Raw genomic sequence first — 25,460 nt, 5'->3', positions numbered from 1 at the left:
CCGGGAGGAAGAGGTTTACGGGGATGTGGCGTGTCACCAGTGGACACGCCGACAGTCAAGGTTACGGGGCCGCAGCCGAACGGGTCAAACCGGGCCCGGTGGGGAGTGCGACTGGTCACATGGACCAGCCGCACCCGCCCGGGGTTCAGCCCTCGTCGGTGGAGGCGGTGACGGAGGACGGGTTCGTCTGCTCCGCCGCCGCGGTCTTCTTCGACGTGGTCTTGGCGGCCTTCTTGGCCGTCGTCTTCTTCGCGGCCGTCTTCTTGGCCGCGGTCTTGGTGGCCGCCGTCTTCTTGGCGACCGCCTTCTTCGCCGGGGCCTTCTTGGCGGCCTTGCGAGCGGCCGTCTTCTTGGCCGGAGCCTCGACCTCGGCATCGGCCTCCGCGGCTGCCTCGGCAACCGGGGCCTCCTCCACCACGGCCGACGGTACGACCGTCACGGCCGCCTCCTCGGACGCGGTGGGCGCGGTCGCCTTGCGCACGGCACGACGCCGGGGGCGGGCCGGAGCCGCGCTCTCGACGGGCGCCTCGGGCTGCTCGACGGGCGCGGGCGCCTCGACGACGACCGGCGCGGCGGTCTCGGTGACCGTCACGACGGCGGCCTCCTCGGATCCGGCCGGCGAACCGGCGGGCGCGGTCGCCTTGCGGGTCGCACGACGGCGCGTACGCCCCTTGGGCGCGGCGTCGTCGACCACCGGAGCCTCGACGGCCGGCGCGGACACCGGGGTCTCCTGAACCACGGGAGCCTCGACGACCGGGTCCTCCACGGCGACGGGCGCGGCCTGCGCGACAGCGGCCGGCTCGGCCTCCTCACGCACCTCGCGCGACTGCCGCTCGCCCCTCGGCGCACCGGCCGGAGCCGACGCCCGCCGGCTCGTCCGGCGCCGCGAACGCCCACCACGGGTGGCCGCGGCCTCCGCCTCGGCGGCGCTGCTGTACAGGTCCTCGTCGGGCCGGAACTCGGGCTCGGCGAACGGCACCGGCGTGGCGACCTCGGCGGCCACCTCGGCCTCGGTCTCGACCTCGTCGTCGGCCACCTCGTGCTCGTGGTCGTGCTCGTGCGTGTCGTGGACGTCCTGCCCGTTCCCGTCACCGCCCCGCCCGCGCCGCTTGCGCTTGCCGCCGCCACCGACCGAGGTCGGCTGCTCCATGTGCACGATGACACCGCGGCCGTTGCAGTGGACGCAGGTCTCGGAGAAGGACTCCAGCAGGCCCTGTCCGACGCGCTTGCGGGTCATCTGGACCAGGCCGAGCGAGGTGACCTCGGCGACCTGGTGCTTCGTACGGTCACGGCCCAGGCATTCGAGCAGACGCCGCAGGACCAGGTCGCGGTTGGACTCCAGGACCATGTCGATGAAGTCGATGACGACGATGCCGCCCAGGTCGCGCAGCCGCAGCTGGCGCACGATCTCCTCGGCCGCCTCCAGGTTGTTCCTGGTCACGGTCTCTTCGAGGTTGCCGCCCTGACCGGTGAACTTGCCGGTGTTGACGTCGACCACGATCATCGCTTCGGTCTTGTCGATGACCAGCGAACCGCCGCTGGGCAGCCAGACCTTGCGGTCCAGCGCCTTCATCAGCTGCTCGTCGATGCGGTACGTCGCGAAGACGTCGACCTCGGAGGTCCAGCGGGACAGCCGGTCGGCGAGGTCGGGGGCGACGTGCGCGACATAGCCGTGGATGGTGTCCCACGCCTCGTCACCGCTGACGACGACCTTGGTGAAGTCCTCGTTGAAGATGTCGCGGACGACGCGGACGGTCATGTCCGGCTCGCCGTAGAGCAGCGTCGGCGCGTTCGAGCCGCCGCCGCTCTTCGCCTTCTTCTGGATGTCCTCCCACTGTGCCTGGAGGCGCTCGACGTCGCGGCTCAGCTCGTCCTCGCTCGCGCCCTCGGCGGCGGTGCGCACGATGACGCCCGCGTCCTCGGGGACGATCTTCTTGAGGATGGTCTTCAGCCGGGCCCGCTCGGTGTCGGGCAGCTTGCGGCTGATGCCGGTCATGGAGCCCTCGGGGACGTACACGAGGTAGCGCCCCGGGAGGGAGACCTGGCTGGTCAGACGCGCGCCCTTGTGCCCGATCGGGTCCTTGGTGACCTGCACGAGGACCGACTGGCCGGACTTCAGGGCGGACTCGATGCGGCGCGGCCCGTGGGCCATGCCGAGGGCCTCGAAGTTGACCTCACCGGCGTACAGGACGGCGTTGCGTCCCTTGCCGATGTCGATGAACGCGGCCTCCATGGAGGGCAGCACGTTCTGGACCTTGCCCAGGTAGACGTTGCCGACGTACGAGGTCGACTGCTCCTTGTTGACGTAGTGCTCGACGAGCACGCCGTCCTCCAGGACACCGATCTGCGTGCGCTCACCGCTCTGCCGGACGACCATCACGCGCTCGACGGCCTCGCGGCGGGCCAGGAACTCCGCCTCGGTGATGATCGGGACGCGCCGGCGCCCCTGCTCGCGGCCTTCGCGGCGGCGCTGCTTCTTGGCTTCGAGACGCGTGGAGCCCTTGATGGACTGCACCTCGTCGCTGGGGTGGTCGTCCTTCTTGGCGCGCGGCTCGCGGACCTTGACGACGGTGCGCTCGGGGTCGTCGGTCGACGCGGGCGTCTCGCTCTCGCCGCCCGAGTCGCCGGCGCGACGACGCCGACGGCGCCTACGACGGCTGCTGCTGGACCCGGAACCGCCCTGGTCGTCGTCCGCCTCCTCGGCGTCCTCCTCGACCTGCTCGGCGGTGTCCTCTGCGTCCTGATCGGCCCGCACGGCCAGCTCGGCGGCGTACTCCTCGCTGTCGTCGCCCTCGTCCTCGCCGGTGGCGGACTCGCCACGGCGACGACGGCGGCCACCACGGCGACGGCGGCGGCGCGACCCGGTCTCCTCGGCCTCGTCACCGTCGGCGGAGTCCTCGGCCTCGTCGGCCTCCTCGGGCTCCTCCTCCACGACGACGGCCTCGACGACGGCGGGCGCCTCGGGCTCGGCCTCGAAGGCGGCACCCCGGCGACGACGCCGACGACGTCCGCCGGTCTCCTCCTCGACAACCTCCACGGCCACGGGCTCCGCTACGACGACGACCTCTTCCTCGTCGTCCTCCACGGCTTCGGCGGCAGCGGCTGCCGCGGCCCGCTCCGGGGTCTGGAACATCGGCTCGGTGAAGACGGGCGCCTGGAACACGGCCACCGCGGGCCGCCTCGGCCGACGCGGTCCGTCCTCGTCCTCGGCACTGTTCCCGTTCTTGGGCGCGGGCGCGGAGAACCCGCCGGCGGCGGTCCGCACGGCCCGGCGCCGACGTCGCGGCCCGGAGTCCTCGGCGGGAACCTCGGCAGTGGTGTTCGTCTCCGCGGTGTCCGCGGTGGTCTCGTCGTTCACAGGGGCCTCCTCGCCCACGGGCGTCCCGGCAGGCGCGGACACACGGCGCGTGGCGCGACGACGGCTCCGACGCGGCCCGGCATCCTCATCGGACACGGCAGCCGCGGAACCTTCGGTCACTTCTTCGGTCACCGCAACGCTCTCGGCGGCCTCGGGCGCTTCACTCGCCTCGGGCGCACCGGCGGGTGCGGACACCTTCCGGGTGGCACGCCGACGCGTACGCCCAGCGGGCGCAGCAGCCGCTTCCTCCACGGCAGCCTCTACGACGGCGGGCGCCTCGGCGACGACAGGCGCGGCCTCGGGCTCCTCCACCGGCTCGGCCACGGCAGCCGGGGCAACGGTCTCGGGCGCGGTCACCCGGCGCGTGGCGCGACGGCGGGTACGCGGCGGAGCGGCATCCCCGTCGGACTCCACGGGCGGCGCGGTCTCCTCGACGGCGGCGGGCGCGGCGGCGGCAACGGCCGGCACCACGAGCTCGGCCGCCTCGGGCACCTCGCTCGCCTCCGGCGCACCGGCGGGCGCGGACACCCGTCGTGTGGCCCGCCGACGCGTACGCCCGGCAGGCGCGGCTTCCTCTGTGGCAGCAGGAGCCTCGGCAGTCGCAGCGGCTTCAACAGTCGCGCTGACGTCGACGCTCTCGTCCTGCTTCTCGTCGCTCACCTCGGCCGGTATGGCCGGAGCGCCGCTTTCGACGGCGCCCTCGGGGGCGGCCGGCGGTCCCGCGGGTCGAGACGCGGCGCGGCGCCTACGGCGCGGCGGCAGCGTGTCGCTCGGGGTGTTGAGTTCGGAACCCTCTGCGGGTTCGGTCGGTTCGAGCATGCGGGCGTTTCTCCCGTCAGGCTCCCGGGCGCCGCGCCTGGTCCGGCAGGGATGCCGGTGACGTCCGCGGCTCGCGCGTTGCGCGGTGCCGCCGTCCGGGGCGCGGGCGCCGCACGGGAGCTCTCTGTGTCCTGTCTCGCCGGTTCCGTACGCCCAGATGCGGACGGCCTGGCGAAAGTCTTGTGGTCGGTACGCTGCCCGACCCAGGTGGCTCCCGAGTCCGAGGGCGGCGCTACGACATCGGTCCCTGCGCGGAACCTTCCCTACGCCGGCGCCTTCGCGGCGGCAGCTTCGGCGACCGGTGGATTCCCGGTCACTACTGCCTCGCGGTCGGGCGCGAGCGGGTCGGTCACCGTGCCGGTCTCTTCATCGAACAGCCCCTGCGCCAGCCTGGTCACCGCTGCGGCGACCGGCGGCGCCAGGTCGGCCACGGCGCGAAGACCGGACAGGACGTCGTCGGGTCGAACGGCAGGCGTCACGTGCCGAACAACCAACCGGAGTATCGCACAGGCCTGGTCGGTAGGCCTATCAGCCTGTGGACGAAGCGTCTCAAGATGCGCTACGGCGGGTCGGGCGTCGAACGTCCGCATGCCGTTCTTGGCCATGCGCTGGACCTCTACGCTCTCGGCCGCGTTGAACGCGGCCACCGCGCGCTCGGCGTCCTCGGGCGCCACCCCGTCCAGCCGCAGCTCCCACACGGAAGCCGTGAGCCGGTCGGCGAGCCCGGAGGTCCGGGCCTCGACCGCGTCGATGATGTCGAGGCCCACGGGCATCGACTCGTCGAGCAGCTCGCGCAGCTTGTCGGGGTCGCGCTCGGCGGTGAGCGCGATCTCCAGGTATTCCGCCTCACTGCCCGTGCCGGTGGGTGCGGCATTGGCGTACGACACCTTCGGATGCGGCGTGAATCCCGCCGAGTACGCCATCGGCACCTCGGCGCGGCGCAGCGCACGCTCGAAGGCGCGCTGGAAGTCTCGGTGGCTGGTGAACCGGAGGCGGCCGCGCTTGGTGTAGCGCAGTCGGATGCGCTGCACCGCGGGTGCGGGCGGCGGGCCTTCGGGCTGTCGCTTGCCCAGTGTCCTAGTCCTTCGTGAGAACGGTCGTACTTCTACCAAGAGTACGTGTGTCGTCGCTCATCGGTTCCCGCAGCTCCACCGGCTCCGGCTGCCGCGGCTCGCCGAAGACCATCCGCCGGAAGTCGGCACGGGCCTGCCGGGCGGACTCGCGCGCGGCGGCCAGCACCTGCCGGGTGATCCGCCCCACAGCGTGCGCGGCCTCTGCGGCGGGCCGCAGCACCAGGTCCCGTACGACGTGCCCGACCGGGGTGAGGAGCGTCCGGTACACCCAGCTCACGGGCTCGACGAAGATCCACCGGAAGAGGGTCCCGAGGACCCGCCCCACGGCGAGCGAGATGTGCCCGGCGATCCGCCAGGCATGCCCGAGGGCGTCCCGGAGCTCCCGCCCGACGACGGCGAGCACGCGCCCGACGGGTGTCAGCACCCAGCGCCAGAGGGCGATCGCGGGCAGGACGAGCAGAATCCGGGCAGCCCAGTACAGGACGAGACCGATCCCGGTACCGACCGCCCGCACGAGCCACATGACCCCCCGCCCGCACCAGGCGACCGCGTGCCCGATCGGCGTCAGGATCCAGGCGTGGAGCCACCCGGCGGGCACGACGAGCAGATACCGCCCGAGCCAGGCCACGCCGGCGGCCACCCCGTTGACCACCCACGCGCACGCGTGCCCGACGGGAGTGAGCACGCGCGCGTACAGCCACGCCAGACCGCCCCCGACCTGCCGGGCGACCCAGGCGAGGCCGTGCCCGACCGGGGTGAACACGTACCGGTACAGCCAGACGAGAGGCACAAGAACAAGAAGGTCGGTGAGCCGGCCGAGCGCCTTGGCGAGCGGCACGACGACGTACCGCCACAGCGCCACCCACGGCCACACGAACACCGCGCGCGCCAGCGGCCGCAGCACGGTCCGGTACAGGAACCGCCCGCCGACCACCAGCCCGTCCCACACCAGCCGGACCGGCACGACCAGCACGAGGACGACGATCCGCACCGGGACGCGGATCGCGACGGCGAGACATCCCTCGGGCGACCGCGACGACGGCCGCGCGGGCGGCTTCTCGAATTTCCTGGGGGCGTCCATACCGGGCAAGACGCCTCAGCTCCCCGTCCGGGTCCGGATCCAGTACCGCAATTTCCCGTCCCGCTCGTCCTCGAACTTCCCGCCACCGGCCTCGATCACCTTGCGGGACGCGATGTTGGTGGCATCACAGGTCACGAGGACCGGATCCAGGCCGAGTTCACGAGCGTACGGCAGCACGTCACGGAGCATCGCGGTCGCGTGCCCGCGGCGACGGGCGCCCGGCCGGACGCCGTAGCCGATGTGGCCGCCGTAGTCGAGGAGCCACTGGGTGAGGCGGTGCCGTATCTGGATCCGGCCGAGGTAGGTGTCGCCGTCGACGTACCAGTACCAGGTGTTCGGCACGAAGCCCTCGGGCCGGCGCCCGTCCTCCGACTCCTCCTCGCGCACCGACTCCACGTACCGCGCGAACCCGGCCGGCTGCCGCCAGCTGCTGCCGTGCTCCCGCAGTTCACGCGCGAGCGTGCCCCCGAAGAAGTCGTCCTCGACGATGTGCTCGTGCACGGCGTCCAGAAAGGAGACCCGGAACCGGGCGTCGGGCAGGATCAGCTGAGGCATCGGTCAAGGGTAGGGGTCGGTGCGGCCGACGAGGGCGTGCGGGAGCCGGGGCGAGGACTGGACGGTGACGCGTTCGAGCCCGCGGCCCCGAGCGCGGGCCGGCCACGCCATCCCGATGAGCACACCGCCCCGTACGGCGACCACGCACCGGTGTGAACTCCCGTGCTCCGCGGCCCAGTCGACGAAGTGCCGGACGAACTCCTCCTGGGTGGTGACGGGTTGGTCCCCGTTCTCCCGAATCCAGCGCCACCGGAGCCCCGCGACGACATCCGACTCGGCAGTTCAGCGGTCGTCGGCAGGGGGCGCCAGCAGCGCGTCGACGATCTCCCGCAGTGGCGCGGCCAGTTGGTCGGCGGTCGCGTCGCGCAGGGGGCGCAGGCCTACGGCGGACCGTACGACGGCGACGCCCACGCCGAGCGCGACGAGGAGTTCCGCGCGCAGCAGCCGTTCGTCGTCCTCCCCCGCCGGGCCCTCGCCGGACGCTTCGAGGATCTGGCGGCTGAACTCGTCCAGGGCCTTGCGGCGCAGGGCGTCCACGCGTTCGTCGCCGGAGCCGCGCAGCAGCATCAGGACGGGGTGTTCGCCGAACTCCGGCCACGCGCCGGCGGACAGTTGGTGACTGAGCGCCTCGGCGAGACCGGCCCGGTCGTGCGGGAACTCCTCATCTCGGCCCAGGAACCGGGGAGTTGAGGCAAGGGCCGCCTTGAACAGCCCCTCCTTCGAGTCGAAGTACCGCTTGATGAGCGCCAAGTTGACCCCGACGTCGGCGGCGACGTCCCGCAACGTCGTGCGGTCGTACCCGAGTCGGGTGAACCGGCTGCTCGCGGCCTCCAGCAACGCCTGCCGGGTCGCCGCAGCGTCCCGCCGCCGGGGTCCGTCGACCTCGTTCACGTCACCCGAGCCACTCGACCCACCCGTCACCACCGGCGACCTCCCTCGACCAGCTGAAGTAATCACTCGTTGACATGACTACAGGGCATGGTTACGTTAGGCAAGTAATCACCTGATGACTTAGCGACCGAGCACTCAGCTCGCGGAAGGACCCCGGTGTCCGAGCAAGCCCTCCTCGTCATGGACGTCCAGCGCATGATCGTGGACCGTTACCCCGACCCGGCCTACCTGCCGCGCCTGCGCGAGGCGATCGACACGGCCCGCGCGAACGGCGTCCGCGTGATCTACGTGACCGTCGGGTTCCGCCCCGGCGCCCCGGAGATCAGCCCCCGCAACAAGCTGTTCGGCAGGCTCGCGGGCGCCCCCGCGTCGGCCGCGCCCCAGGCCGCCGAGGTTCACCCGGACGTGGCCCCCGACCCCGGCGACATCGTCGTCACCAAGCGCCGGGTGAGCGCGTTCGCGGGCAGCGACCTCGACATGGTCCTGCGGGCGAACGACATCGACCACCTGGTCCTGACGGGCATCGCCACCAGCGGGGTCGTCCTGTCCACCCTCCGCCAGGCCGCCGACCTGGACTTCACCCTCACCGTCCTGTCCGACGCCTGCCTCGACAACGACCCGGAGGTCCACCGCGTCCTCACGGAGAAGGTGTTCCCGATGCAGGCGGAGGTGACGACGGTGGCGGACTGGGCCGCCGCGCTCTGAACTCCCCATACCGGTGGGCGGACTTGGGCCCCGTCTCGACGCCAGTACTTGCCGTGCAGGAGCCAACGTCGGTGCGACCCGGGGGAATCGAGCGCTCGTGCGACCAGTCGGCGCAGGGGCCGGGTCTGCGGTGACACGACCGCCGAATCTTCCGCGCGAGGCCAACTCGCCTGAACCCGAAGGGACTTCAGCCCTGTGCCGTGGGCCTGACGACGATCTCGTTGACGTCGACCTCCGCGGGCTGGTTGACGGCGTAGACGATCGCCTCGCCGATCGCCGTCGCGGGGATCGCGATGCCCATCATGTCCTCGGCGACCGCGCGCATGCCCAAGTCGCCGATGCCGTCGGTCAGTTCGGTACGGGTCAAGCCGGGGCTGATCACGGTGACGCGCAGGTCGCGGCTCTCCTGCCGCAGGCCTTCGGAGATGGCGCGGACGGCGTACTTGGTGGCGCAGTACACGGCGGCCGTGGGGTCGACGCGGTGCCCGGCGACGGAGGCGACGTTCACGATGTGCCCCGCGCCCTGCTCGCGCATGACGGGCAGCACCGCGGCGATGCCGTGCAGGACACCGCGGATGTTCACGTCGATCATGCGGTTCCACTCGTCGACCTTCAGGGCCTCCAGCATCGCCAGGGGCATCACGCCCGCGTTGTTGACGAGCACGTCGACCCGGCCGTACGACTCCTGCGCGGCCCGGACGAAGTCCCGCACGCTCGCCAGGTCCGTCACGTCCAGCTCGCGGTGGTCGGCGGTGCCCCCGGCCACCCGGATCTCCTTGACCACGGCGGCGAGGCGCTCGGCGCGCCGGGCGCCGAGGACCACCCGGTGCCCCGCCTCGGCCAGCAGCCGGGCCGCGGCCTCGCCGATACCGCTGCTCGCGCCGGTGATCAGGACGACCTTGCCGGTACGGGACGTGGAGGTGGAGGTGGAGGTGGACCGGTCGGTGGCGGTGGAGGCGGTCATGAGGAGCCTTTCGCATGATCCCGAACGCGCGACGGTGTTCCACCGCGCCCTCCGAGCATCGGCGGGATCGACCCGATGAGGCAGGACGAGGCTTCCGGGGTGCGCCACTCCCAGGAAGCGGGAGCGGGGAAGCGGGAGCGGGGAAGCGGACCGCCGTAGGCTTTTGGAATGGACGGCATGGACGGTACGGACGGTTACCCGCTCGGTGACTTCCTGCGTGCCCGGCGGTCCCGGCTGACGCCCGCGGAGGTGGGTTTTCCCAGTTCCGGGGCGCGCCGGGTGGCCGGGCTGCGGCGCGAGGAGGTCGCCGTGCTGGCCGGGGTCAGCGCCGACTACTACGCCCGGCTGGAGCAGGGCCGCGAGCGCAGCCCCTCCGGCCAGGTGGTCGACGCCATCGCCCGCGCCCTGCGCCTCGACACGGACGCCCGCTGGCACGCGTACCGCCTGGCCGGCCTGGTCCCGAGGCCGGTCCCCGCCGAGCCGTCCGACGAGGTGGATCCGGCCCTGCTCCAGCTGATGCACGCGTTCCCGACGGCGGCGGCGTACGTCATCAACCGGCGCCTGGAGGTCCTCGCGTCGAACGCGCTGGCCGACGCGCTTCTCGCACCCCTGGGCGACCGCCGCAGGATGGTCCGCTCGCTGTTCCTGGACCCCGCGGCCCGGGAGCTGTTCGCCGACTGGGAGCACGTCGCCCGCTGCTCCGCCGAGGCGCTGCGCCTGGCCACGGGACACGACCGGGACGACCGTGAACTCGGCTCGCTGATCGCCGAACTCCTGGGCGGGAGCGAGGAGTTCGCGACGTTCTGGCAGGACCACAGCGTCAGCCGCCCCGGCCGCCGGTCCAAGACCTTCAACCACCCGGACGTGGGCCGCATCAGGCTCACGTACCAGACGTTCGACGTGCAGAGCGCCCCCGGCCAGTGCCTGCTGGTCGGCACGGCGGAGCCGGACACGGAGGACGCGGCGGCGCTGGCCCGGTTGGGGTCCCCGCACGCGGCCGGAACCCCGAAGGCACCCCAGCCGTAAGGGAGTTAGTGCCCGGCGAGCCAGTCCGTGTAGTGGGTGGCGGTGACGCGGGCGCCGTCCGGGGCGGTGAGGACGTCACCGGGGGCGGCGGCGAACATGCCGGCGGCGTCGTCGGTGACCACGGAACCCGCGCCGCCCTTGGCGGTCAGGGTGAGCCGGCCGAGGTCGTCGAGGGGGTAGACGTCCGGGCCCGCGATGTTGAGGACGCCGTTCAGCGGGGCGCCCGCGGCGACCTCGGCGACGACGGCGGCGACCTCCGCGGCGGCGATCGGCTGGATCGGCGTACGCGGCAGCCGGACGGTGTCGCCGTCGGTGGTCATGGCGAGGGTCGCGTCCATGAACTCCATGAACTGCGTGGCGCGGACGATGGAGTACGGGACCGCCCCACCCTTGAGGAGATCTTCCTGGAGGACCTTCGCCCGGTAGTAGTCCAGCCCGGGGACCTGGTCCACGCCGACGATGGACAGGATGACGAAGTGCCCGACCCCGCCCTTCTCGCTCGCGGCGAGCAGGTTGTCCATCGACGTCTGGAAGAAGCCGATCGAGGCGTCGTCGAAGGTCGGTGAGTTCGTCAGGTTGACGACGACGTCGGCGCCGGCGACGGCCGCCTCCAGCCCCTCACCGCTGATGATGTCCACACCGGTGGACTGCGAGTGCGGCACGGCCTGCTGTCCGGCCGCGTTCAGGTTCTTCACGACCTGCGACCCGATCAGCCCGGTTCCGCCGATGACTGCGATCTTCATGGCCTACGCCTTCCGTAGATGACTGACGTCACCCGGCTGCTGCCAGGTGACCTATGCCCGATGCCTGATGTCCGATATGTACCGCCGAGCGATCCCGACGGCACCCCAAGACCAAACTCGGACACTTTCTATCCGAGATATTACTCGGACAATACATGTCCGAGTCAACCGGAGTCTGAGTAAAATGAGCGAGTGAAGATGTCCGGCGGAGTCGAGTGGGCCCTGCACTGCTGCGTTGTCCTGACCTCGACCCAGGCCCCGGTCCCGGCCGCCCGCCTGGCCGCGTTCCACGACGTGTCCCCGACCTACCTGGCCAAACAGCTCCAGGCCCTCTCCCGCTCCGGCCTGGTCCGCTCGGTGCAGGGAAAGTCCGGCGGCTACGTCCTGACCCGCTCCCCCGCGTCGATCACGGTCCTCGACGTCGTAGAGGCGATCGACGGCCCCGACCCGGCCTTCGTCTGCACGGAGATCCGCCGACGCGGCCCGATGGCCACCCCGCCCGACGCCTGCACCACACCGTGCGCGATCTCCCGCACGATGGCCGCGGCCGAGTCGGCCCGCCGGGATGCCCTGCGGTCCGTCACGATCGCCGACCTGGCCCGCGACGTGGAATCGGACTCCGGGGAGGGGACGCTGGCGGGGGTCGGTGTGTGGCTGGTTTCGGACTGACCGATGAGTTCCGGAGCACGGCGAGGTCTACCCCCGCACGAGGCACAGCCACGCCCACGAACTCTGCGAGGGACCATGACCGCCGACGCACTGCCGCCCGTCGTTGACACCACGACCTGGGAGACCCGGCTCGCGACCCTCCGCGCCCGCGAAAAGGCCGCGACCCGCGAACTCGACGCCATCGCCGCCGAGCGGCGCCGCCTGCCGATGGTCGAGATGCCCGACTACACCCTCGACGGCGCGGACGGCCCCGTCCGCCTGGCCGAAGTCTTCGACGGCAAGCGGCAGTTGATCGTGTACAACCACATGTGGTTCGCCGGGAAGGAATGGCAGTGCCCGGGGTGCACCGGGTTCACCTCGCAGTACACGCGCCTGGAGTTCCTGGACAACTACGACGCCCGGTTCGTCATCGTCACCCAGGGCCCGATCGACGAGGCGCTCGCCTACAAGGAGCGGGTCGGCAACCGGATGCCCTGGTACTCGACCGCGAACAGTTCCTTCGGCGCCGATGTCGGTGCCCCGCCCGACGGAGGATTCGCGGTCAACGTCTTCCTGCGCGACGGCGACACCGTCTACCGCACCTGGCACACCGACGGCCGCGGCACCGAGCAACTCAGCCACAGCTTCGCCCTGATCGACCTCCTGCCCTACGGCCGCCAGGAGGAATGGCAGGACTCCCCCGAGGGCTGGCCCCAGTCCCCCACCTACAGCCGCTGGGCGGGGTCCAAGGACATCGCCGCGGCCTACAACCCCGTCAGCTGACCGACGCACCCGGTCAGTGCGTGTGCCCGCCCCCCGCAGGCTGCTGCACCGTCAGCGGGAGCAACTTCTTGCCCGTGGGCCCGATCTGGATGGACGTGTCCATCTGCGGGCACACTCCGCAGTCGAAGCACGGGGTCCACCGGCAGTCCTCGACCTCTGTCTCGTCGAGGGCGTCCTGCCAGTCCTCCCAGAGCCAGTCCTTGTCCAGGCCCGAGTCCAGGTGGTCCCAGGGGAGGACCTCCTCGTAGGTCTTCTCGCGGGTGGTGTACCAGTCGACGTCGATGCCGAAGGCGGGCAGCGTCTTCTCGGCGCAGCGCATCCAGCGGTCGTAGGAGAAGTGCTCGCGCCAGCCGTCGAAGCGGCCACCGTCCTCGTAGACGGCGCGGATGACCGCGCCGATGCGGCGGTCGCCGCGCGACAGCAGGCCCTCGACGATGCCCGGCTTGCCGTCGTGGTAGCGGAAGCCGATCGAGCGGCCGTACTTCTTGTCGGCGCGGATCTTGTCGCGGAGCTTCCCGAGACGCGCGTCCGTCTCCGCCGCCGAGAGTTGCGGGGCCCACTGGAACGGGGTGTGCGGCTTGGGGACGAAGCCGCCGATGGAGACCGTGCAGCGGATGTCGTTCTGGCCGGAGACCTTGCGGCCCTCGGCGATCACCTTCATCGCCATGTCGGCGATCTGCAGGACGTCCTCGTCGGTCTCCGTCGGGAGGCCGCACATGAAGTACAGCTTCACCTGGCGCCAGCCGTTGCCGTACGCCGTCGAGACCGTGCGGATCAGGTCCTCCTCCGAGACCATCTTGTTGATGACCTTGCGGAGGCGTTCCGAGCCGCCCTCGGGTGCGAAGGTGAGGCCCGAACGCCGGCCGTTCCTCGTCAGCTCGTTCGCCAGGTCCACGTTGAACGCGTCCACGCGGGTCGACGGGAGGGACAGGCCGACCTTGTCCTCCGTGTAGCGGTCCGCCAGGCCCTTCGCGATCTCGCCGATCTCGGAGTGGTCCGCCGAGGAGAGCGACAGGAGGCCGACCTCCTCGAAGCCCGTCGCCTTGAGGCCCTTCTCGACCATCTCGCCGATACCCGTGATCGACCGCTCGCGCACCGGGCGCGTGATCATGCCCGCCTGGCAGAAACGGCAACCGCGCGTGCAGCCCCGGAAGATCTCGACCGACATCCGCTCATGGACCGTCTCGGCGAGCGGGACCAACGGCTGCTTCGGGTACGGCCATTCGTCGAGGTCCATCACCGTGTGCTTGCTCACCCGCCACGGGACGCCCGACCTGTTGGGGACCACGCGCGCGATGCGGTGGTCCGGCAGGTACTCGACGTCGTAGAAGGCCGGGATGTAGACCGAACCCGTCTTCGCCAGGCGGAAGAGGACCTCCTCGCGGCCACCGGGGCGGCCCTCCGCCTTCCAGGCTCGGATGATCTTCGTCATGTCGAGTACGGCCTGCTCGCCGTCGCCGATGATCACCGCGTCGATGAAGTCCGCGATCGGCTCGGGGTTGAAGGCCGCGTGGCCGCCCGCCAGCACGATCGGGTCGTCGAGCGTCCGGTCCTTCGACTCCAGCGGGATGCCCGCCAGGTCCAGGGCTGTGAGCATGTTGGTGTAGCCGAGCTCGGTGGAGAAGCTGAGCCCGAACACGTCGAACGCGCCCACCGGGCGGTGGCTGTCGACCGTGAACTGCGGGACCTTGTGCTCCCGCATCAGCGCCTCCAGGTCCGGCCACACGCTGTACGTGCGCTCGGCGAGGACGCCCTCCTGCTCGTTCAGGACCTCGTAGAGGATCATGACGCCCTGGTTGGGCAGGCCGACCTCGTACGCGTCCGGGTACATCAGCGCCCAGCGGACATCGCACGACTCCCACGGCTTGACCGTGGAGTTGAGCTCGCCGCCGACGTACTGGATCGGCTTCTGCACCTGCGGGAGCAGGGCTTCGAGCTGCGGAAACACGGACTCTGCGGCCGCAGCGACTTCGGCAGGCATCTCGCGAACCTTCGTGAGCGGGACTGAACGGACGGGTGACCATCCAGACTAACGCGATCCCGGACCTCACCCGTACGCACCAGCCGTCACACCTGGACGGACCCCTCGGCCGCGATCCCCTCCCACGCCTCCGGCAGCGCCGCCTCCACCCCGGCCGCCCGCTGCTCCTCCCGCCCGTACAGCACCCCGTACGTGAACGAGCTCTCCCCCGCCGCGTGCGCCACCGCGGAGAGCTCCCGCAGGGTCACCCGGACCATCACGCTGTCCTGGTGGTCACCGAGCAGGCCGGTCAGCGCCTTCATGGACCTGGCGAGCGCGCGGGCCGAGGTACCGAGGGCGGGCGTCGCCGCCTCCGCCGCGTACCGGGTGCGCTTGGCCTTCTTGCGGGCCTCGTGCAGCGCGAGGTCGCGGTCCGCGCCGGGCGGGGTCCCGATCGCCTCCTCGACGAGCGCGGAGACCTTCCCGAAGTCCTTGTCCACGGCCTTGCCGATGACCTTCTCCGGCTTGCCGGCCGCGTCCTTCAGGAGAGGTGGCTCGGCGATCACCCGGTCCAGGGTGTCGAGGAGCGCGAGATACCGCCGGGAGTCCAGGACGCCGATCAGTCGGCCGCGTGATCCGCCGTGCCGGGCGTTCGCCCAGGTGTCCAGGCGGGTGCGGATCGGGCCGGAGATCAGGGCGGGGGGCAGTTCGCCGAGGACCGTCGCCAGCCGCTCGGTCACGACCTCGCGGTCGCGGTCCGTGCCCAACTCCCCCGCCAGCCACTTCAGTTCCTCGCCGACCGGGTCGGTGACCGTACGGTCGAGGACCTTGCCGTACGAGCGGAACGTGCTGCGCAGCCGGCGGGTGGCGACGCGCATGCGGTGGACCGAGTCGTACGCGTCCTGCCGTACGGCGGGGTCGAGTTCGAGGATCGCGTCGCGCTGGGCGCGGGCGTAGGCGAGGACGTGGTCGCCGGCGGTGACCGGTTCCGCGGGCTCCGCGGGCACGGGCGCAGCCTCGCGCTTCTTCTTCGACCCCGGCTTTTCCGACCCTGACTTTCCCGATCCCTGCTTTCCGGATCCCTGCTTTCCGGATCCCGCCGTGCGAGCCGTCTCCCGCAGCGCCCTGGCCAGCTTCGACGCGGACGACGACGGCCGTACGCCCGCCTTGCGCAACCGTTTCTCCACCTGGTCGAGGAACGCCGGGTCGCCGTCGTCGGCGAGTTCGACCTCGATCTCGGTCCACTGGGCGGTCCCGCCGCCCTCGGTGAGGCGTTCCGCGTGCACGGCGTCGACGCTGACCTCGGCGAGGAGCTTGCCCTGGGCGTCCATGAGGTGCCGTACGTCGCGGTCGGAGCGCAGCCGGACGGCGGGCAGCAGTTCGGCCTCGCGGACGCGGGAGCGGACCAGCGCGGCGAGGGTGTCCGGCACGGTGTCGGAGAGCGGTTCCCGGATCTCGTCGCGGACACCGGGCGCGACCGGCACCTTCAGGTGCCAGCCCGCGTCGGAGCCGCCGGTGCGGCGGCGCAGGGTCAGTGCGGCGGCGGCGAGGCGCTCGTCGGCCGTGTCGTAGTACACGGCGTCCAGGCTCACGACGCCCTTGTCGATGACGGCCTTCACCCCGGCGACGCCGGTCAGGTCGGGCAGACCACTCTCGTCGGACTCGTACTTACGCTCGATTTCACGCTTTGTGTCCGCCATGACCTGAATCTAGTTGCCGACCGGCCGGGACGGCAGGGGGCGTCCCGGACAACCCCCCAGGGAACTCCGGCAAATAGGGAGGTAGCGGCCGGGCGAAGGCGCGGTTCAGGCGGACATGGGCCGCTGCACCCGGATCGACTGCAGCAACCCCACCGCGAGCCACACCGCGAACATCGACGTACCTCCGTACGACACGAAGGGCAGTGGCAGGCCGGTGACCGGCATGATGCCGAGGGTCATGCCGACGTTCTCGAAGGCCTGGAAGGCGAACCAGGCGACGATCCCGGCGGCGACGATCGTGCCGTAGAGCTCGGTCGAGTCGCGGGCGATGCGGCAGGCGCGCCACAGGACCACGCCCAGGAGGACGAGGATCAGGCCCGCGCCGACGAAGCCCAACTCCTCGCCCGCGACCGTGAAGACGAAGTCCGTCTGCTGTTCGGGGACGAACTGGCCCGTCGTCTGGGAGCCGTGGAAGAGGCCCTCGCCGGTGAGGCCGCCGGAGCCGATCGCGATGCGGGCCTGGTTGGTGTTGTAGCCGACGCCGGCCGGGTCGAGGCTCGGGTTGGCGAAGGCGGCGAAGCGAGCGATCTGGTACTCGTCCAGGAAGTGCAGCTGCCACACCGCGATCGCGCCCAGGGTGCCCGCGCCGAGCAGGCCGAAGACCCAGCGGTTGGACGCGCCCGAGGCCAGGAGCACGCCGAGCACGATGATGACCATGACCATGACCGACCCGAGGTCGGGCATCAGCATGACGATCATCATCGGGACCGAGGCGAGGCCCAGGGCCTGGAGGACCGTGCGGTGGTCGGGGTAGGGCTTGTCGCCCGCGTCGACCCGGGCGGCGAGGATCATCGCCATGCCCAGGATGATCGTGATCTTCACGAACTCCGAGGGCTGGAGCGAGAAGCCGCCGCCGAGCACGATCCAGGAGTGCGCGCCGTTGACCGTGGAGCCCAGCGGGGTGAGCACCAGCAGGATGCCGAACACCGAGGCGCCGTAGAGGAACGGGACGACGACGCGCAGGGTGCGGTGGCCGACCCAGATGACGCCGATCATCAGGGCGATGCCGATGCCGGTGTTCATCAGGTGCCGGAGCAGGAAGTAGTACTGGTCGCCCTGGTTGATCTCGGTGCGGTTGCGCGTCGCCGAGAAGACGAGGAGCGAGCCGATCAGGGACAGGCCGACCGCCGACAGCAGTATCGGCCAGTCCAGCCGGCGGGCCAGCGAGTCACGGGCGAACACCCGTGTCCAGCCGGCCCGGTCGGGCCCGTATCCGGAGACGGAGAAGCTGTTGCCGGTCATGTGAGCATCCTCCGGCCACCCCTTCTGCGCGGACGCCTGCGGGTGTTGCTGTTGGTGGTGTTCGGTGAGGGCGCGATGGCCGGCTGCTGGGTGTCGTCGGCGGGCGTGACGCCGCCCTCGGTCGCCTTCTCCTGCTGCTTCTCCAGCTCCTTGGCCGGGTCGGCGGTGATCTTCGGGGAGGCGATCGTGCCGTCGGCGCGGACCTTCGGGAGGCTCGTCTGCGGCGAGGGCAGCATCGCCTTCTTCTTGTCGATGGAGCCGTCGGCCTGGACGCCGTACATCGCGTTGTAGATGTTGCGCACAGCCTCACCGGAGGCGCCGGAACCCGTACCGGCCTGCGCGATCGTCATGACGACCGTGTAGTCCTTGGTGTACGTGGCGAACCAGGAGGTGGTCTGCTTGCCGTAGACCTCCGCCGTACCCGTCTTGGCGTGCAGCTCGATCTTGTCCTGCGGCCAGCCCTGGAACTTCCAGGCGGCGGTACCGCTGGTGACCACGCCCGCGAGGGCCTTGTCGATGCCCTTGTGGGTGGCCGCGCTGATCGGCAGCTTCGCCTTCACCTGCGGCTTGATCTCCTGGACCGTCTTGCCGTCGGCGCTGACGATCGCCTTGCCGATGGTCGGGACGTACTCGGTGCCGCCGTTGGCGAGCGCGCCGTAGATCATGGCCTCCTGGATCGGCGTGACGAGGGTGTCGCCCTGGCCGATGGAGTAGTTGATCGAGTCGCCCTCGCGCATCTTGTTGCCTTCGAGGCAGTTCTCGTACGCGATCTGCTGGACGTACGTGCCGCCCTTCTTGCCGGTCTTGCACCAGTAGGCCTTGTTGGCCGCCCAGGTCTCCTGCTTCCACTTGCGGTCCGGGATCCGGCCGGTGACCTCGTTCGGGAGGTCGACGCCGGTGACCTTGCCGAGGCCGAACTGGTGGGCCGCCTTGTAGAAGTAGTCCTTCGGCTCACCCTTCTTCGGGTTGATGCCGCCGTCCTTCTTCCACTGGGCGTCGGCGAGGCCGTAGAAGACGGTGTCGCAGGAGACCTCCAGCGCGCGGCCCAGCGAGATGGGGCCGAAGTTCTCGCCCTCGAAGTTCTTGAAGACCTGGCCGCCCACCGAGTACGAACTGGTGCAGGGGTAGCCGCCGTCCCAGGTGTAGCCGGCCTCGACCGCGGCGGCCGTGGAGACCACCTTGAACGTCGAACCGGGCGCCGACTGACCCTGTATGGCCCGGTTGAGGAGCGGGTAGTCGGAGTTCTTGCCGGTGAGCTGCTTGTAGTCCTTGGCGGAGATGCCGCCGACCCAGACGTTCGGGTCGTACGTCGGCGCGGACGCCATGGCGACGATCCGGCCGGTCTTGGCCTCCATCACGACGACGGCACCGGAGTCGGCCTTGTAGTTCTCGCCGGTGATCTTGTCGTACTGCTGGCGGGCCGCCTTCATCGCCTTGTCGAGCTGGTACTCGGCGACGCGCTGCACGCGGGCGTCGATGCTGGTGACGAGGTTCGAACCGGGCTCGGGCGCATCGGACTTGGCCTTGCCGATGACGCGGCCGAGGTTGTCGACCTCGTAGCGGGTGACGCCGGCCTTGCCGCGCAGCGCCTTGTCGTACTCGCGTTCCAGGCCCGAGCGGCCGACCTGGTCGGAGCGCAGATACGGCGAGTCGCTGTCCTTGGCCTGGGTGATCTCGTCGTCGGTGACCGGCGAGAGGTAGCCGAGGACCTGGGCCGCGTTGGCGTCGCCGGGGGCCGCGTAACGCCGTACGGCCTCGGGCTCGGCGGTGATGCCGGGGAAGTCCTCGGCGCGCTCACGGATCTGCAGGGCCTGCTTGGCGGTGGCCTCGTCGGTGATCGGGATGGGCTGGTAGGGCGAGCCGTTCCAGCAGGGCTGCGGGGTCTTCGCGTCGCACAGCCGGACCTTCTGGATGACGTCCGCGGGCTTCAGCCCGAGCACACCGGCCAGCTTGGTGAGGACGGCCCTGCCGTCGTCGGCCTGCTTCAGCAGGTCGGTGCGGGAGGCGGAGACCACGAGCCGGGTCTCGTTGTCGGCGAGGGGCACACCGCGCGCGTCCAGTATCGACCCGCGCACCGCGGGCTCGACGACCTGCTGGACGTGGTTGCCGGACGCTTCCTTCTGGTACGCGGCGCCCTCACGGATCTGCAGGTACCAGAGGCGCCCGCCGAGGGTGCCGAGGAGGGAGAGGACGAGAATCTGGATGACGACGAGCCTGATCTGAACCCGTGGAGTCCGACCGGTCTCCGGGATGTTGGTCACTTGTGCTGCCTCCCCCTCTCAGTGCGTGTACACGATGCGTGTATGAGTCATATACGACGGACCTGTGAGTCCGTGTGCCAACTCCCGGGTGTTCAAAGCCTCTTGACCCCCTTGATACGTCCCGCCCGGGCGACACGCGCGCGTGCGGTCTTCATCCGCAGGCCGCCGCGCTGGCCGCCGATCTTCAGGCCGGTGCCCGAGGAGAGCCAGCCCGAGGAGATGTCGGCCGACTTGGCGGCGTTGGTCTCCGCGAGCGGGTCGTTGTCGACGCGCCGGGCCAGTGCCATCACGCCGGGGACGACGAACGGGGCGAGCAGCAGGTCGTACAGGGAGGCCGTGAACAGCAGGCTGCCCAGGCCGACATGGCGGGCGGCGGTGTCGCCGACGAGGGCGCCGACACCGGCGTAGAGCAGGGTGGCGCCGATCGCGGCGGCGACCACGACGGCCATCGGGCCGGTCGCCGACTTCAGGCGGCCGTTCTCCGGTTTCGCGAGGCCCGCGAGGTAGCCGATGACGCAGAGGACGAGGGCGTACCGGCCGGCCGCGTGGTCGGCGGGCGGGGCGAGGTCGGCGAGGAGGCCCGCGCCGAAGCCGATGAGGGCGCCCGCGACATGGCCGTAGACCATGGCCAGGCCGAGGACCGTGAGGAGCAGCAGGTCGGGGACGGCGCCCGGGAGGTGGAGGCGGGCGAGGACGCTCACCTGGATCACGAGGGCGACGACGACCAGCGGCGCGGAGAGGAGGATCCGGTTGACACGCATGGGGATGGGCTCCTACTGCTGTTGCTGGCCGTCGACCGGCGCGTTCGCGGACGGGGTGACCGTGACGGTCACCGTCGGGATCGGGGTCGGCTTGGGCTTCGCCGGCAGGACCGTGTCACGCGGGTCCTTCTTCGGGGCCTCCACGACCACGCCGACGATGTCGAGCTTGGTGAAGTTGACGTACGGCGTGACGTACAGCGTGCGGGTCAGGCCGCCGCCGGAGGGGTCGACGCGGGAGACGACACCGACCGGGACACCCGGCACGAACGGCTTGTCGGCCTGCGAGCCGAAGGTGACCAGCCGGTCGCCCTTCTGCACCTCCGCCTTGCCGTTGAGGAGTTCGACGCGCAGCGGGCCGTCGCCCTCGCCGGAGGCGAAGCCGAGTTCGTCGCTGCCCTCCATCCGGGTGCCGACGGTGAAGTCGGGGTCGTTGGCGAGGAGGACGGTCGAGGCGTCCGGGCCGACGGTCGTCACGCGCCCGACCAGTCCGTTGCCGTTCAGGACGGTCATGTCGCGCTTGATGCCGTCGTTGGCGCCGACGTCGATGGTGATCGTCCAGGAGAAGCTCTGGGCGGCTCCTATCGCGATGACCTGGGCGCCCTTGATGCCGTACTGGCCCTCGCCGGCCACCTTCAGCATCTTGTCCAGCTGGGTCAGGCGGCTGCGGTTGCGGTCGTCGCTGCCGAGCTTCGCCTTGAGGGCCGCGTTCTCCTTCTCCAGGACGGCGAGCCGGTCGTGCCGCTCCCCGGAGTCGCGGACCGCGGAGACCGCGTCACCGACCGGGTCGACGGCGGACGACACGCCGTTCTCGATCGGGCCGAACACGGTGGCCGCGGCCCGGCGGGCTCCGTCGACCGGCGAGTCCTGCCCTCCCCGGATGTCCACCGTGATCAGCGCGAACGCTACGGCGATCAGCAGCACCAGGAGCAGCCGGCTCTCTCGTGTGTCCCTCACGTGCGGCGGCCGTGCCTTCCTCATAGAAATGTGCAGAGGTTCAGGTATGCAGGTGTGGTGTGTGCGGGAGTTGTCCGTACGGATGGATACGGAGGCTCATGTCGGAGCCTATGCCTCCGTATCAACGATCCGCCGCACGAGAGGAGATCATCCCGTACGGCGGAATCGAAGCGTTACGTCATCTGCGCGGCTGGGCGTCCAGAACCTGCTGGAGCGCCTCGAACTCCTCGACGCACTTGCCGGAGCCGAGCGCCACGCTGTCGAGCGGGTCCTCGGCGATGTGGATCGGCATGCCGGTCTCCCGGCGCAGCCGCTCGTCGAGCCCCTTCAGCAGGGCTCCGCCGCCGGTCAGAACGATTCCTCGGTCCATGATGTCGCCGGACAGCTCCGGCGGGCACTTGTCGAGGGTCGTCTTCACCGCGTCGACGATCGCGTTGACGGGCTCTTCGATCGCCTTGCGGACTTCGCCGGCGGAGATGACAACGGTCTTGGGCAGGCCGGAGACCAGGTCCCGGCCGCGGATTTCGGTGTGCTGGTCGTCGTCGAGGTCGTACGCGGAACCAATCGTGATCTTGATCTGCTCAGCCGTCCGCTCACCCAGAAGGAGCGAGTACTCCTTCTTGATGTGCTGGATGATCGCGTTGTCCAACTCGTCGCCCGCGACGCGGATGGACTGGGCGGTGACGATGCCACCGAGCGAGATGACCGCGACCTCCGTGGTGCCGCCGCCGATGTCCACCACCATGTTGCCCGTGGCCTCGTGGACCGGCAGGCCGGAACCGATGGCCGCGGCCATGGGCTCCTCGATGATGTGCACCTGGCGGGCGCCGGCCTGGGACGACGCCTCGATGACGGCACGGCGCTCGACGCCCGTGATGCCCGAGGGCACACAGACGACGACGCGGGGGCGGGCCAGATAGCGCCGCTTGTGGATCTTCAGGATGAAGTAGCGGAGCATGCGCTCGGTGATCTCGAAGTCGGCGATGACACCGTCCTTCAGCGGACGTACGGCAACGATGTTGCCGGGCGTGCGCCCGATCATCTTCTTGGCTTCGGAGCCGACCGCGAGAATGCCACCGGTGTTGGTGTTGATCGCGACGACGGACGGCTCGTTGAGTACGATCCCGCGACCCCTGACGTACACCAGCGTGTTGGCGGTCCCGAGGTCGACAGCCATGTCACGGCCGATGAACGACATTGAGTTCCCCATCAGGATTCGTCTGGCCTTCCTGGGAGCTTTTGAGGGCTTTTCAGGTCGGCGAAGTGGGTGCTGTGACGTGAAGGCTTCCATCGTAGACGCGCCGTCACGAACACTGCGCGAGGGTCTTCGCCATTGTCAGCATGTGAGGCGCCGCCTCGCTTGTGGAGACGGCCCAACGGGGGCACTCGTTCCCCCGATCGGCACGCATATGCCAAGAGACGGCCGGAAAAACACGGCCGCCCCTGGTCAGGCATGTGGGTTACTGATGGAGATTCAGCCGCGCCCGGGGAAGAAGATCTTCACCTCGCGTTCGGCGGACTCCTCGGAGTCCGAGGCGTGGATCAGGTTCTCGCGCACGATGACCCCGAAGTCCCCGCGGATCGACCCCGGCGCGGCGGCGATCGGGTCGGTCGGACCGGCCAACTGGCGTACGCCCTCGATGACCCGCTCGCCCTCGACGATCAGGGCGACGACGGGACCGGAGGCCATGAACTCCACCAGCGGCTCGTAGAAGACCTTGCCCTTGTGCTCGCCGTAGTGCTGCTCCAGGGTGTCCTGGTCCAGGGTGCGCAGCTCCAGCGCGGTGATCTGCCAGCCGGCCTTGCGCTCGATCCGGCTGATGATCTCGCCGGTCAGGCCACGACGTACGGCGTCGGGCTTGAGCAGGACGAGGGTGCGCTGGGTCACGACGGGACTCCTTCGGATCATGATGTGCGGGTCGACTCACGGTCGTGGCACGGTCGCCTCACGACAAACCCGAGGTTACAGGGCGTGTCCATGCGTCCCTTACGCAGCGTCAGGTGTAGTGGAGCCGGCCTGCGCGGCCTGCGCCGCGAACCGTGCCTTCGCCTCGTCGATCTTCCGGCCGTAGTGCACCGAGGCCCACCACAGGGCCGCGAAGATCGCCCCGAGGAAGAACATCGACGGCACGACGAGGCCCGACGCGATCAGCGCGATCTGCAGCGCCCAGCCGAGCGCGATGCCGGCCGGCCGGGTCACCACCCCGCACAGCGCGACGGACAGGAACATCGCGATCCCGCACACCGTCCACACGGTGGAGGTGGTCAGGTCCGGGTCCTTCATGGCGACCAGACCGGCGAAGCCGATCACGAAGAACTCGCCGATCAGCGTGGAAGAACAGAGGGTACGCACGGAAAGTCAGCCCCTCCCCAGGAGCAGTCGGGCTTCACCGACGGTGATGACGGAACCGGTGACGAGCACACCGCCGCCCGCGAACTCGCCGTCCTCCTCGGCCAGCGTGATAGCGGCCTCCAGGGCGTCGGGCAGCCGCGGTTCGACCTGCACGCGCTCGTCGCCGAACACCTCGACGGCGATCCCGGCCAGCTCGTCCACGTCCATCGCGCGGTGACTGGAGTTCTGCGTGACGACGACCTCGGCGAACATCGGCTCGAACGCTTCGAGCAGCCCGCGGACGTCCTTGTCCCCGCTGGCCCCGACGACGCCGATCAGCCGGCTGAAGTCGAACGCCTCGGCCACGGCCTCGGCGGTCGCACGGGCGCCCGCCGGGTTGTGCGCCGCGTCCAGCACGACGGTCGGCGACCGCCGCACCACCTCCAGCCGCCCGGGCGAGGTCACGGACGCGAACGCCTTCCGCACCGTGTCGATCGCGAGCGGATCGGGTCGCTGCGCACCGACACCGAAGAAGGCTTCTACGGCGGCGAGGGCCACGGCGGCGTTGTGCGCCTGGTAAGGCCCGTGCAGGGGGAGGTAGATCTCCTCGTACTCGCCACCGAGGCCACGCAGGCTGACGACCTGCCCGCCGACGGCGACCTGCCGGGACACGACACCGAATTCGAGACCCTCCCGGGCCACGGTCGCGTCCACCTCGACGGCCTTCTTCAGCAGCACCTGCGCCGCGTCCACCGGCTGCTGCGCCAGGATCACGGTCGCGTCCTGCTTGACGATGCCGGCCTTCTCGGTGGCGATCTCGCCGGTCGTCCCGCCGAGGCGGTCGGTGTGGTCGAGGTCGATGGGGGTGACTACGGCCACGGCCGCGTCGATGACGTTGGTGGCGTCCCAGGTGCCGCCCATGCCGACCTCCACGACGGCCACGTCGACCGGCGCGTCCGCGAAGGCGGCGTACGCCATGCCGGTCAGCACCTCGAAGAACGACAGCCGGAACTCCTGCTGGGCGTCCACCATCTCGACGTACGGCTTGATGTCCTCGTACGTCTCGATGAACCGCTCGGCGGAGATCGGGGCGCCGTCGAGGCTGATGCGCTCGGTGATCGACTGGACGTGCGGGGAGGTGTAGCGGCCGGTGCGCAGCTCGAAGGCGCCGAGCAGCGCCTCGATCATGCGGGCCGTGGACGTCTTGCCGTTCGTCCCGGTGATGTGGATCGAGGGGTACGAGCGCTGGGGGTCGCCCAGGACGTCCATCAGCGCGGCGATACGGCTGACCGACGGCTCCAGCTTGGTCTCGCCCCAGCGGTTGGCCAGCTCGGTCTCCACCTCGCGCAGGGCCTTGTCCAGCGCGGGGTCTTCGGGGCGGCCGGGGACGTCTGCCTGGGGGGCGCCGGTGCCCTGGGTTCGGAGGGTGCGGCTGCCGGCCTCGATGACCGCGAGGTCGGGGTCGCGGTCGGTCTCGGCCTCGATGATCTCGTCGAACGGGTCGCTGTCAGTCACGTGGGCCAGTCTACGGAGGTTGGGGTGGT

General features: G+C 70.6%; 21 protein-coding genes. 4 read left to right on the top strand and 17 right to left on the bottom strand.

The window, feature by feature from the left end; genetic code table 11:
* Positions 1–145 precede the first annotated feature (145 nt).
* The 5 genes from OG226_RS32560 to OG226_RS32540 form a co-directional block, all read right to left on the bottom strand.
* Positions 146–4,177, bottom strand: coding sequence for an Rne/Rng family ribonuclease (locus OG226_RS32560; RefSeq protein ID WP_329350895.1), 4,032 nt, complete (start codon positions 4,175–4,177; stop codon positions 146–148).
* Between the two features lie 263 nt (positions 4,178–4,440).
* Positions 4,441–5,208, bottom strand: coding sequence for a TIGR03936 family radical SAM-associated protein (locus OG226_RS32555; protein WP_329350894.1), 768 nt, complete (start codon positions 5,206–5,208; stop codon positions 4,441–4,443).
* Positions 5,209–5,254: 46 nt separating this feature from the next.
* On the bottom strand, positions 5,255–6,331 hold the full coding sequence (locus OG226_RS32550) for a hypothetical protein (protein ID WP_329350893.1): 1,077 nt from the start codon (positions 6,329–6,331) through the stop codon (positions 5,255–5,257).
* 15 nt (positions 6,332–6,346) lie between these two features.
* Positions 6,347–6,886: a GNAT family N-acetyltransferase gene (locus OG226_RS32545; protein WP_328683372.1), complete on the bottom strand. Its 540-nt coding sequence runs from the start codon at positions 6,884–6,886 to the stop codon at positions 6,347–6,349.
* Positions 6,887–7,168: 282 nt separating this feature from the next.
* Positions 7,169–7,777 carry a TetR/AcrR family transcriptional regulator gene (locus OG226_RS32540; protein ID WP_329350892.1) on the bottom strand — a complete coding sequence of 203 codons (609 nt, stop codon included), beginning with the start codon at positions 7,775–7,777 and terminating at the stop codon, positions 7,169–7,171.
* Between the two features lie 156 nt (positions 7,778–7,933).
* Here OG226_RS32540 and OG226_RS32535 point away from each other — a divergent pair, with 156 nt between their 5' ends.
* Positions 7,934–8,482, top strand: a complete 549-nt coding sequence (locus OG226_RS32535) for a cysteine hydrolase family protein (protein WP_328683370.1) — start codon at positions 7,934–7,936, stop codon at positions 8,480–8,482.
* A 187-nt stretch (positions 8,483–8,669) separates the two neighbouring features.
* On the opposite strand, the gene OG226_RS32530 is transcribed toward OG226_RS32535, so the two are convergent.
* Entirely contained in the window at positions 8,670–9,446 is a 777-nt protein-coding gene (locus tag OG226_RS32530; protein WP_329350891.1) for an SDR family oxidoreductase, read from the bottom strand.
* 177 nt (positions 9,447–9,623) lie between these two features.
* On the opposite strand from OG226_RS32530, the gene OG226_RS32525 reads away from it, so the two are divergent.
* Positions 9,624–10,472, top strand: a complete 849-nt coding sequence (locus OG226_RS32525) for a helix-turn-helix domain-containing protein (protein ID WP_329353575.1) — start codon at positions 9,624–9,626, stop codon at positions 10,470–10,472.
* A 5-nt stretch (positions 10,473–10,477) separates the two neighbouring features.
* Here OG226_RS32525 and OG226_RS32520 read toward each other — a convergent pair whose 3' ends face one another.
* Positions 10,478–11,215 carry an SDR family oxidoreductase gene (locus OG226_RS32520; protein ID WP_329350890.1) on the bottom strand — a complete coding sequence of 246 codons (738 nt, stop codon included), beginning with the start codon at positions 11,213–11,215 and terminating at the stop codon, positions 10,478–10,480.
* A 198-nt stretch (positions 11,216–11,413) separates the two neighbouring features.
* Here OG226_RS32520 and OG226_RS32515 point away from each other — a divergent pair, with 198 nt between their 5' ends.
* Positions 11,414–11,884, top strand: a complete 471-nt coding sequence (locus OG226_RS32515) for an RrF2 family transcriptional regulator (protein WP_329353573.1) — start codon at positions 11,414–11,416, stop codon at positions 11,882–11,884.
* Positions 11,885–11,959: 75 nt separating this feature from the next.
* The gene (locus OG226_RS32510) at positions 11,960–12,646 is read left to right on the top strand and encodes a DUF899 domain-containing protein (protein WP_329350889.1); all 687 of its coding nucleotides are present in this window, start codon (positions 11,960–11,962) and stop codon (positions 12,644–12,646) included.
* A gap of 13 nt (positions 12,647–12,659) precedes the next feature.
* Here the strand turns inward: OG226_RS32510 and OG226_RS32505 are convergent, their stop codons facing one another.
* From OG226_RS32505 to folC, 10 genes are all read right to left on the bottom strand, one after another.
* Positions 12,660–14,627 carry a TIGR03960 family B12-binding radical SAM protein gene (locus OG226_RS32505; RefSeq protein ID WP_328683366.1) on the bottom strand — a complete coding sequence of 656 codons (1,968 nt, stop codon included), beginning with the start codon at positions 14,625–14,627 and terminating at the stop codon, positions 12,660–12,662.
* An 86-nt stretch (positions 14,628–14,713) separates the two neighbouring features.
* Positions 14,714–16,306 carry a CYTH and CHAD domain-containing protein gene (locus OG226_RS32500; protein WP_328683365.1) on the bottom strand — a complete coding sequence of 531 codons (1,593 nt, stop codon included), beginning with the start codon at positions 16,304–16,306 and terminating at the stop codon, positions 14,714–14,716.
* A gap of 105 nt (positions 16,307–16,411) precedes the next feature.
* On the bottom strand, positions 16,412–17,608 hold the full coding sequence (rodA, locus tag OG226_RS32495; RefSeq protein ID WP_328683364.1) for a rod shape-determining protein RodA: 1,197 nt from the start codon (positions 17,606–17,608) through the stop codon (positions 16,412–16,414).
* Positions 17,605–19,869 (bottom strand): penicillin-binding protein 2, encoded by a 2,265-nt coding sequence (mrdA, locus tag OG226_RS32490; protein ID WP_328683363.1) that lies wholly within the window; start codon positions 19,867–19,869, stop codon positions 17,605–17,607. The genes rodA and mrdA overlap by 4 nt, the downstream gene beginning before the upstream one ends.
* 92 nt (positions 19,870–19,961) lie before the next feature.
* The gene (gene mreD, locus OG226_RS32485) at positions 19,962–20,630 is read right to left on the bottom strand and encodes a rod shape-determining protein MreD (protein WP_328683362.1); all 669 of its coding nucleotides are present in this window, start codon (positions 20,628–20,630) and stop codon (positions 19,962–19,964) included.
* Positions 20,631–20,642: 12 nt separating this feature from the next.
* A complete protein-coding gene (gene mreC, locus OG226_RS32480; protein WP_328683361.1) occupies positions 20,643–21,584 on the bottom strand; it encodes a rod shape-determining protein MreC in 942 nt (313 codons plus the stop codon).
* 178 nt (positions 21,585–21,762) lie between these two features.
* Positions 21,763–22,782 carry a rod shape-determining protein gene (locus OG226_RS32475; RefSeq protein WP_019065566.1) on the bottom strand — a complete coding sequence of 340 codons (1,020 nt, stop codon included), beginning with the start codon at positions 22,780–22,782 and terminating at the stop codon, positions 21,763–21,765.
* A 276-nt stretch (positions 22,783–23,058) separates the two neighbouring features.
* Positions 23,059–23,472, bottom strand: a complete 414-nt coding sequence (gene ndk, locus OG226_RS32470) for a nucleoside-diphosphate kinase (protein WP_329350888.1) — start codon at positions 23,470–23,472, stop codon at positions 23,059–23,061.
* A gap of 99 nt (positions 23,473–23,571) precedes the next feature.
* Positions 23,572–23,937, bottom strand: coding sequence for a DUF4233 domain-containing protein (locus OG226_RS32465; protein WP_328683359.1), 366 nt, complete (start codon positions 23,935–23,937; stop codon positions 23,572–23,574).
* A gap of 6 nt (positions 23,938–23,943) precedes the next feature.
* Positions 23,944–25,431: a bifunctional tetrahydrofolate synthase/dihydrofolate synthase gene (gene folC / locus OG226_RS32460; RefSeq protein WP_328683358.1), complete on the bottom strand. Its 1,488-nt coding sequence runs from the start codon at positions 25,429–25,431 to the stop codon at positions 23,944–23,946.
* Between the last annotated feature and the right edge of the window lie 29 nt (positions 25,432–25,460).

It is taken from the genome of Streptomyces sp. NBC_01261 (assembly GCF_036226385.1).
Classification (GTDB): Bacteria; Actinomycetota; Actinomycetes; order Streptomycetales; family Streptomycetaceae; genus Streptomyces.
This window is presented reverse-complemented; position numbering and strand designations above follow the sequence as displayed.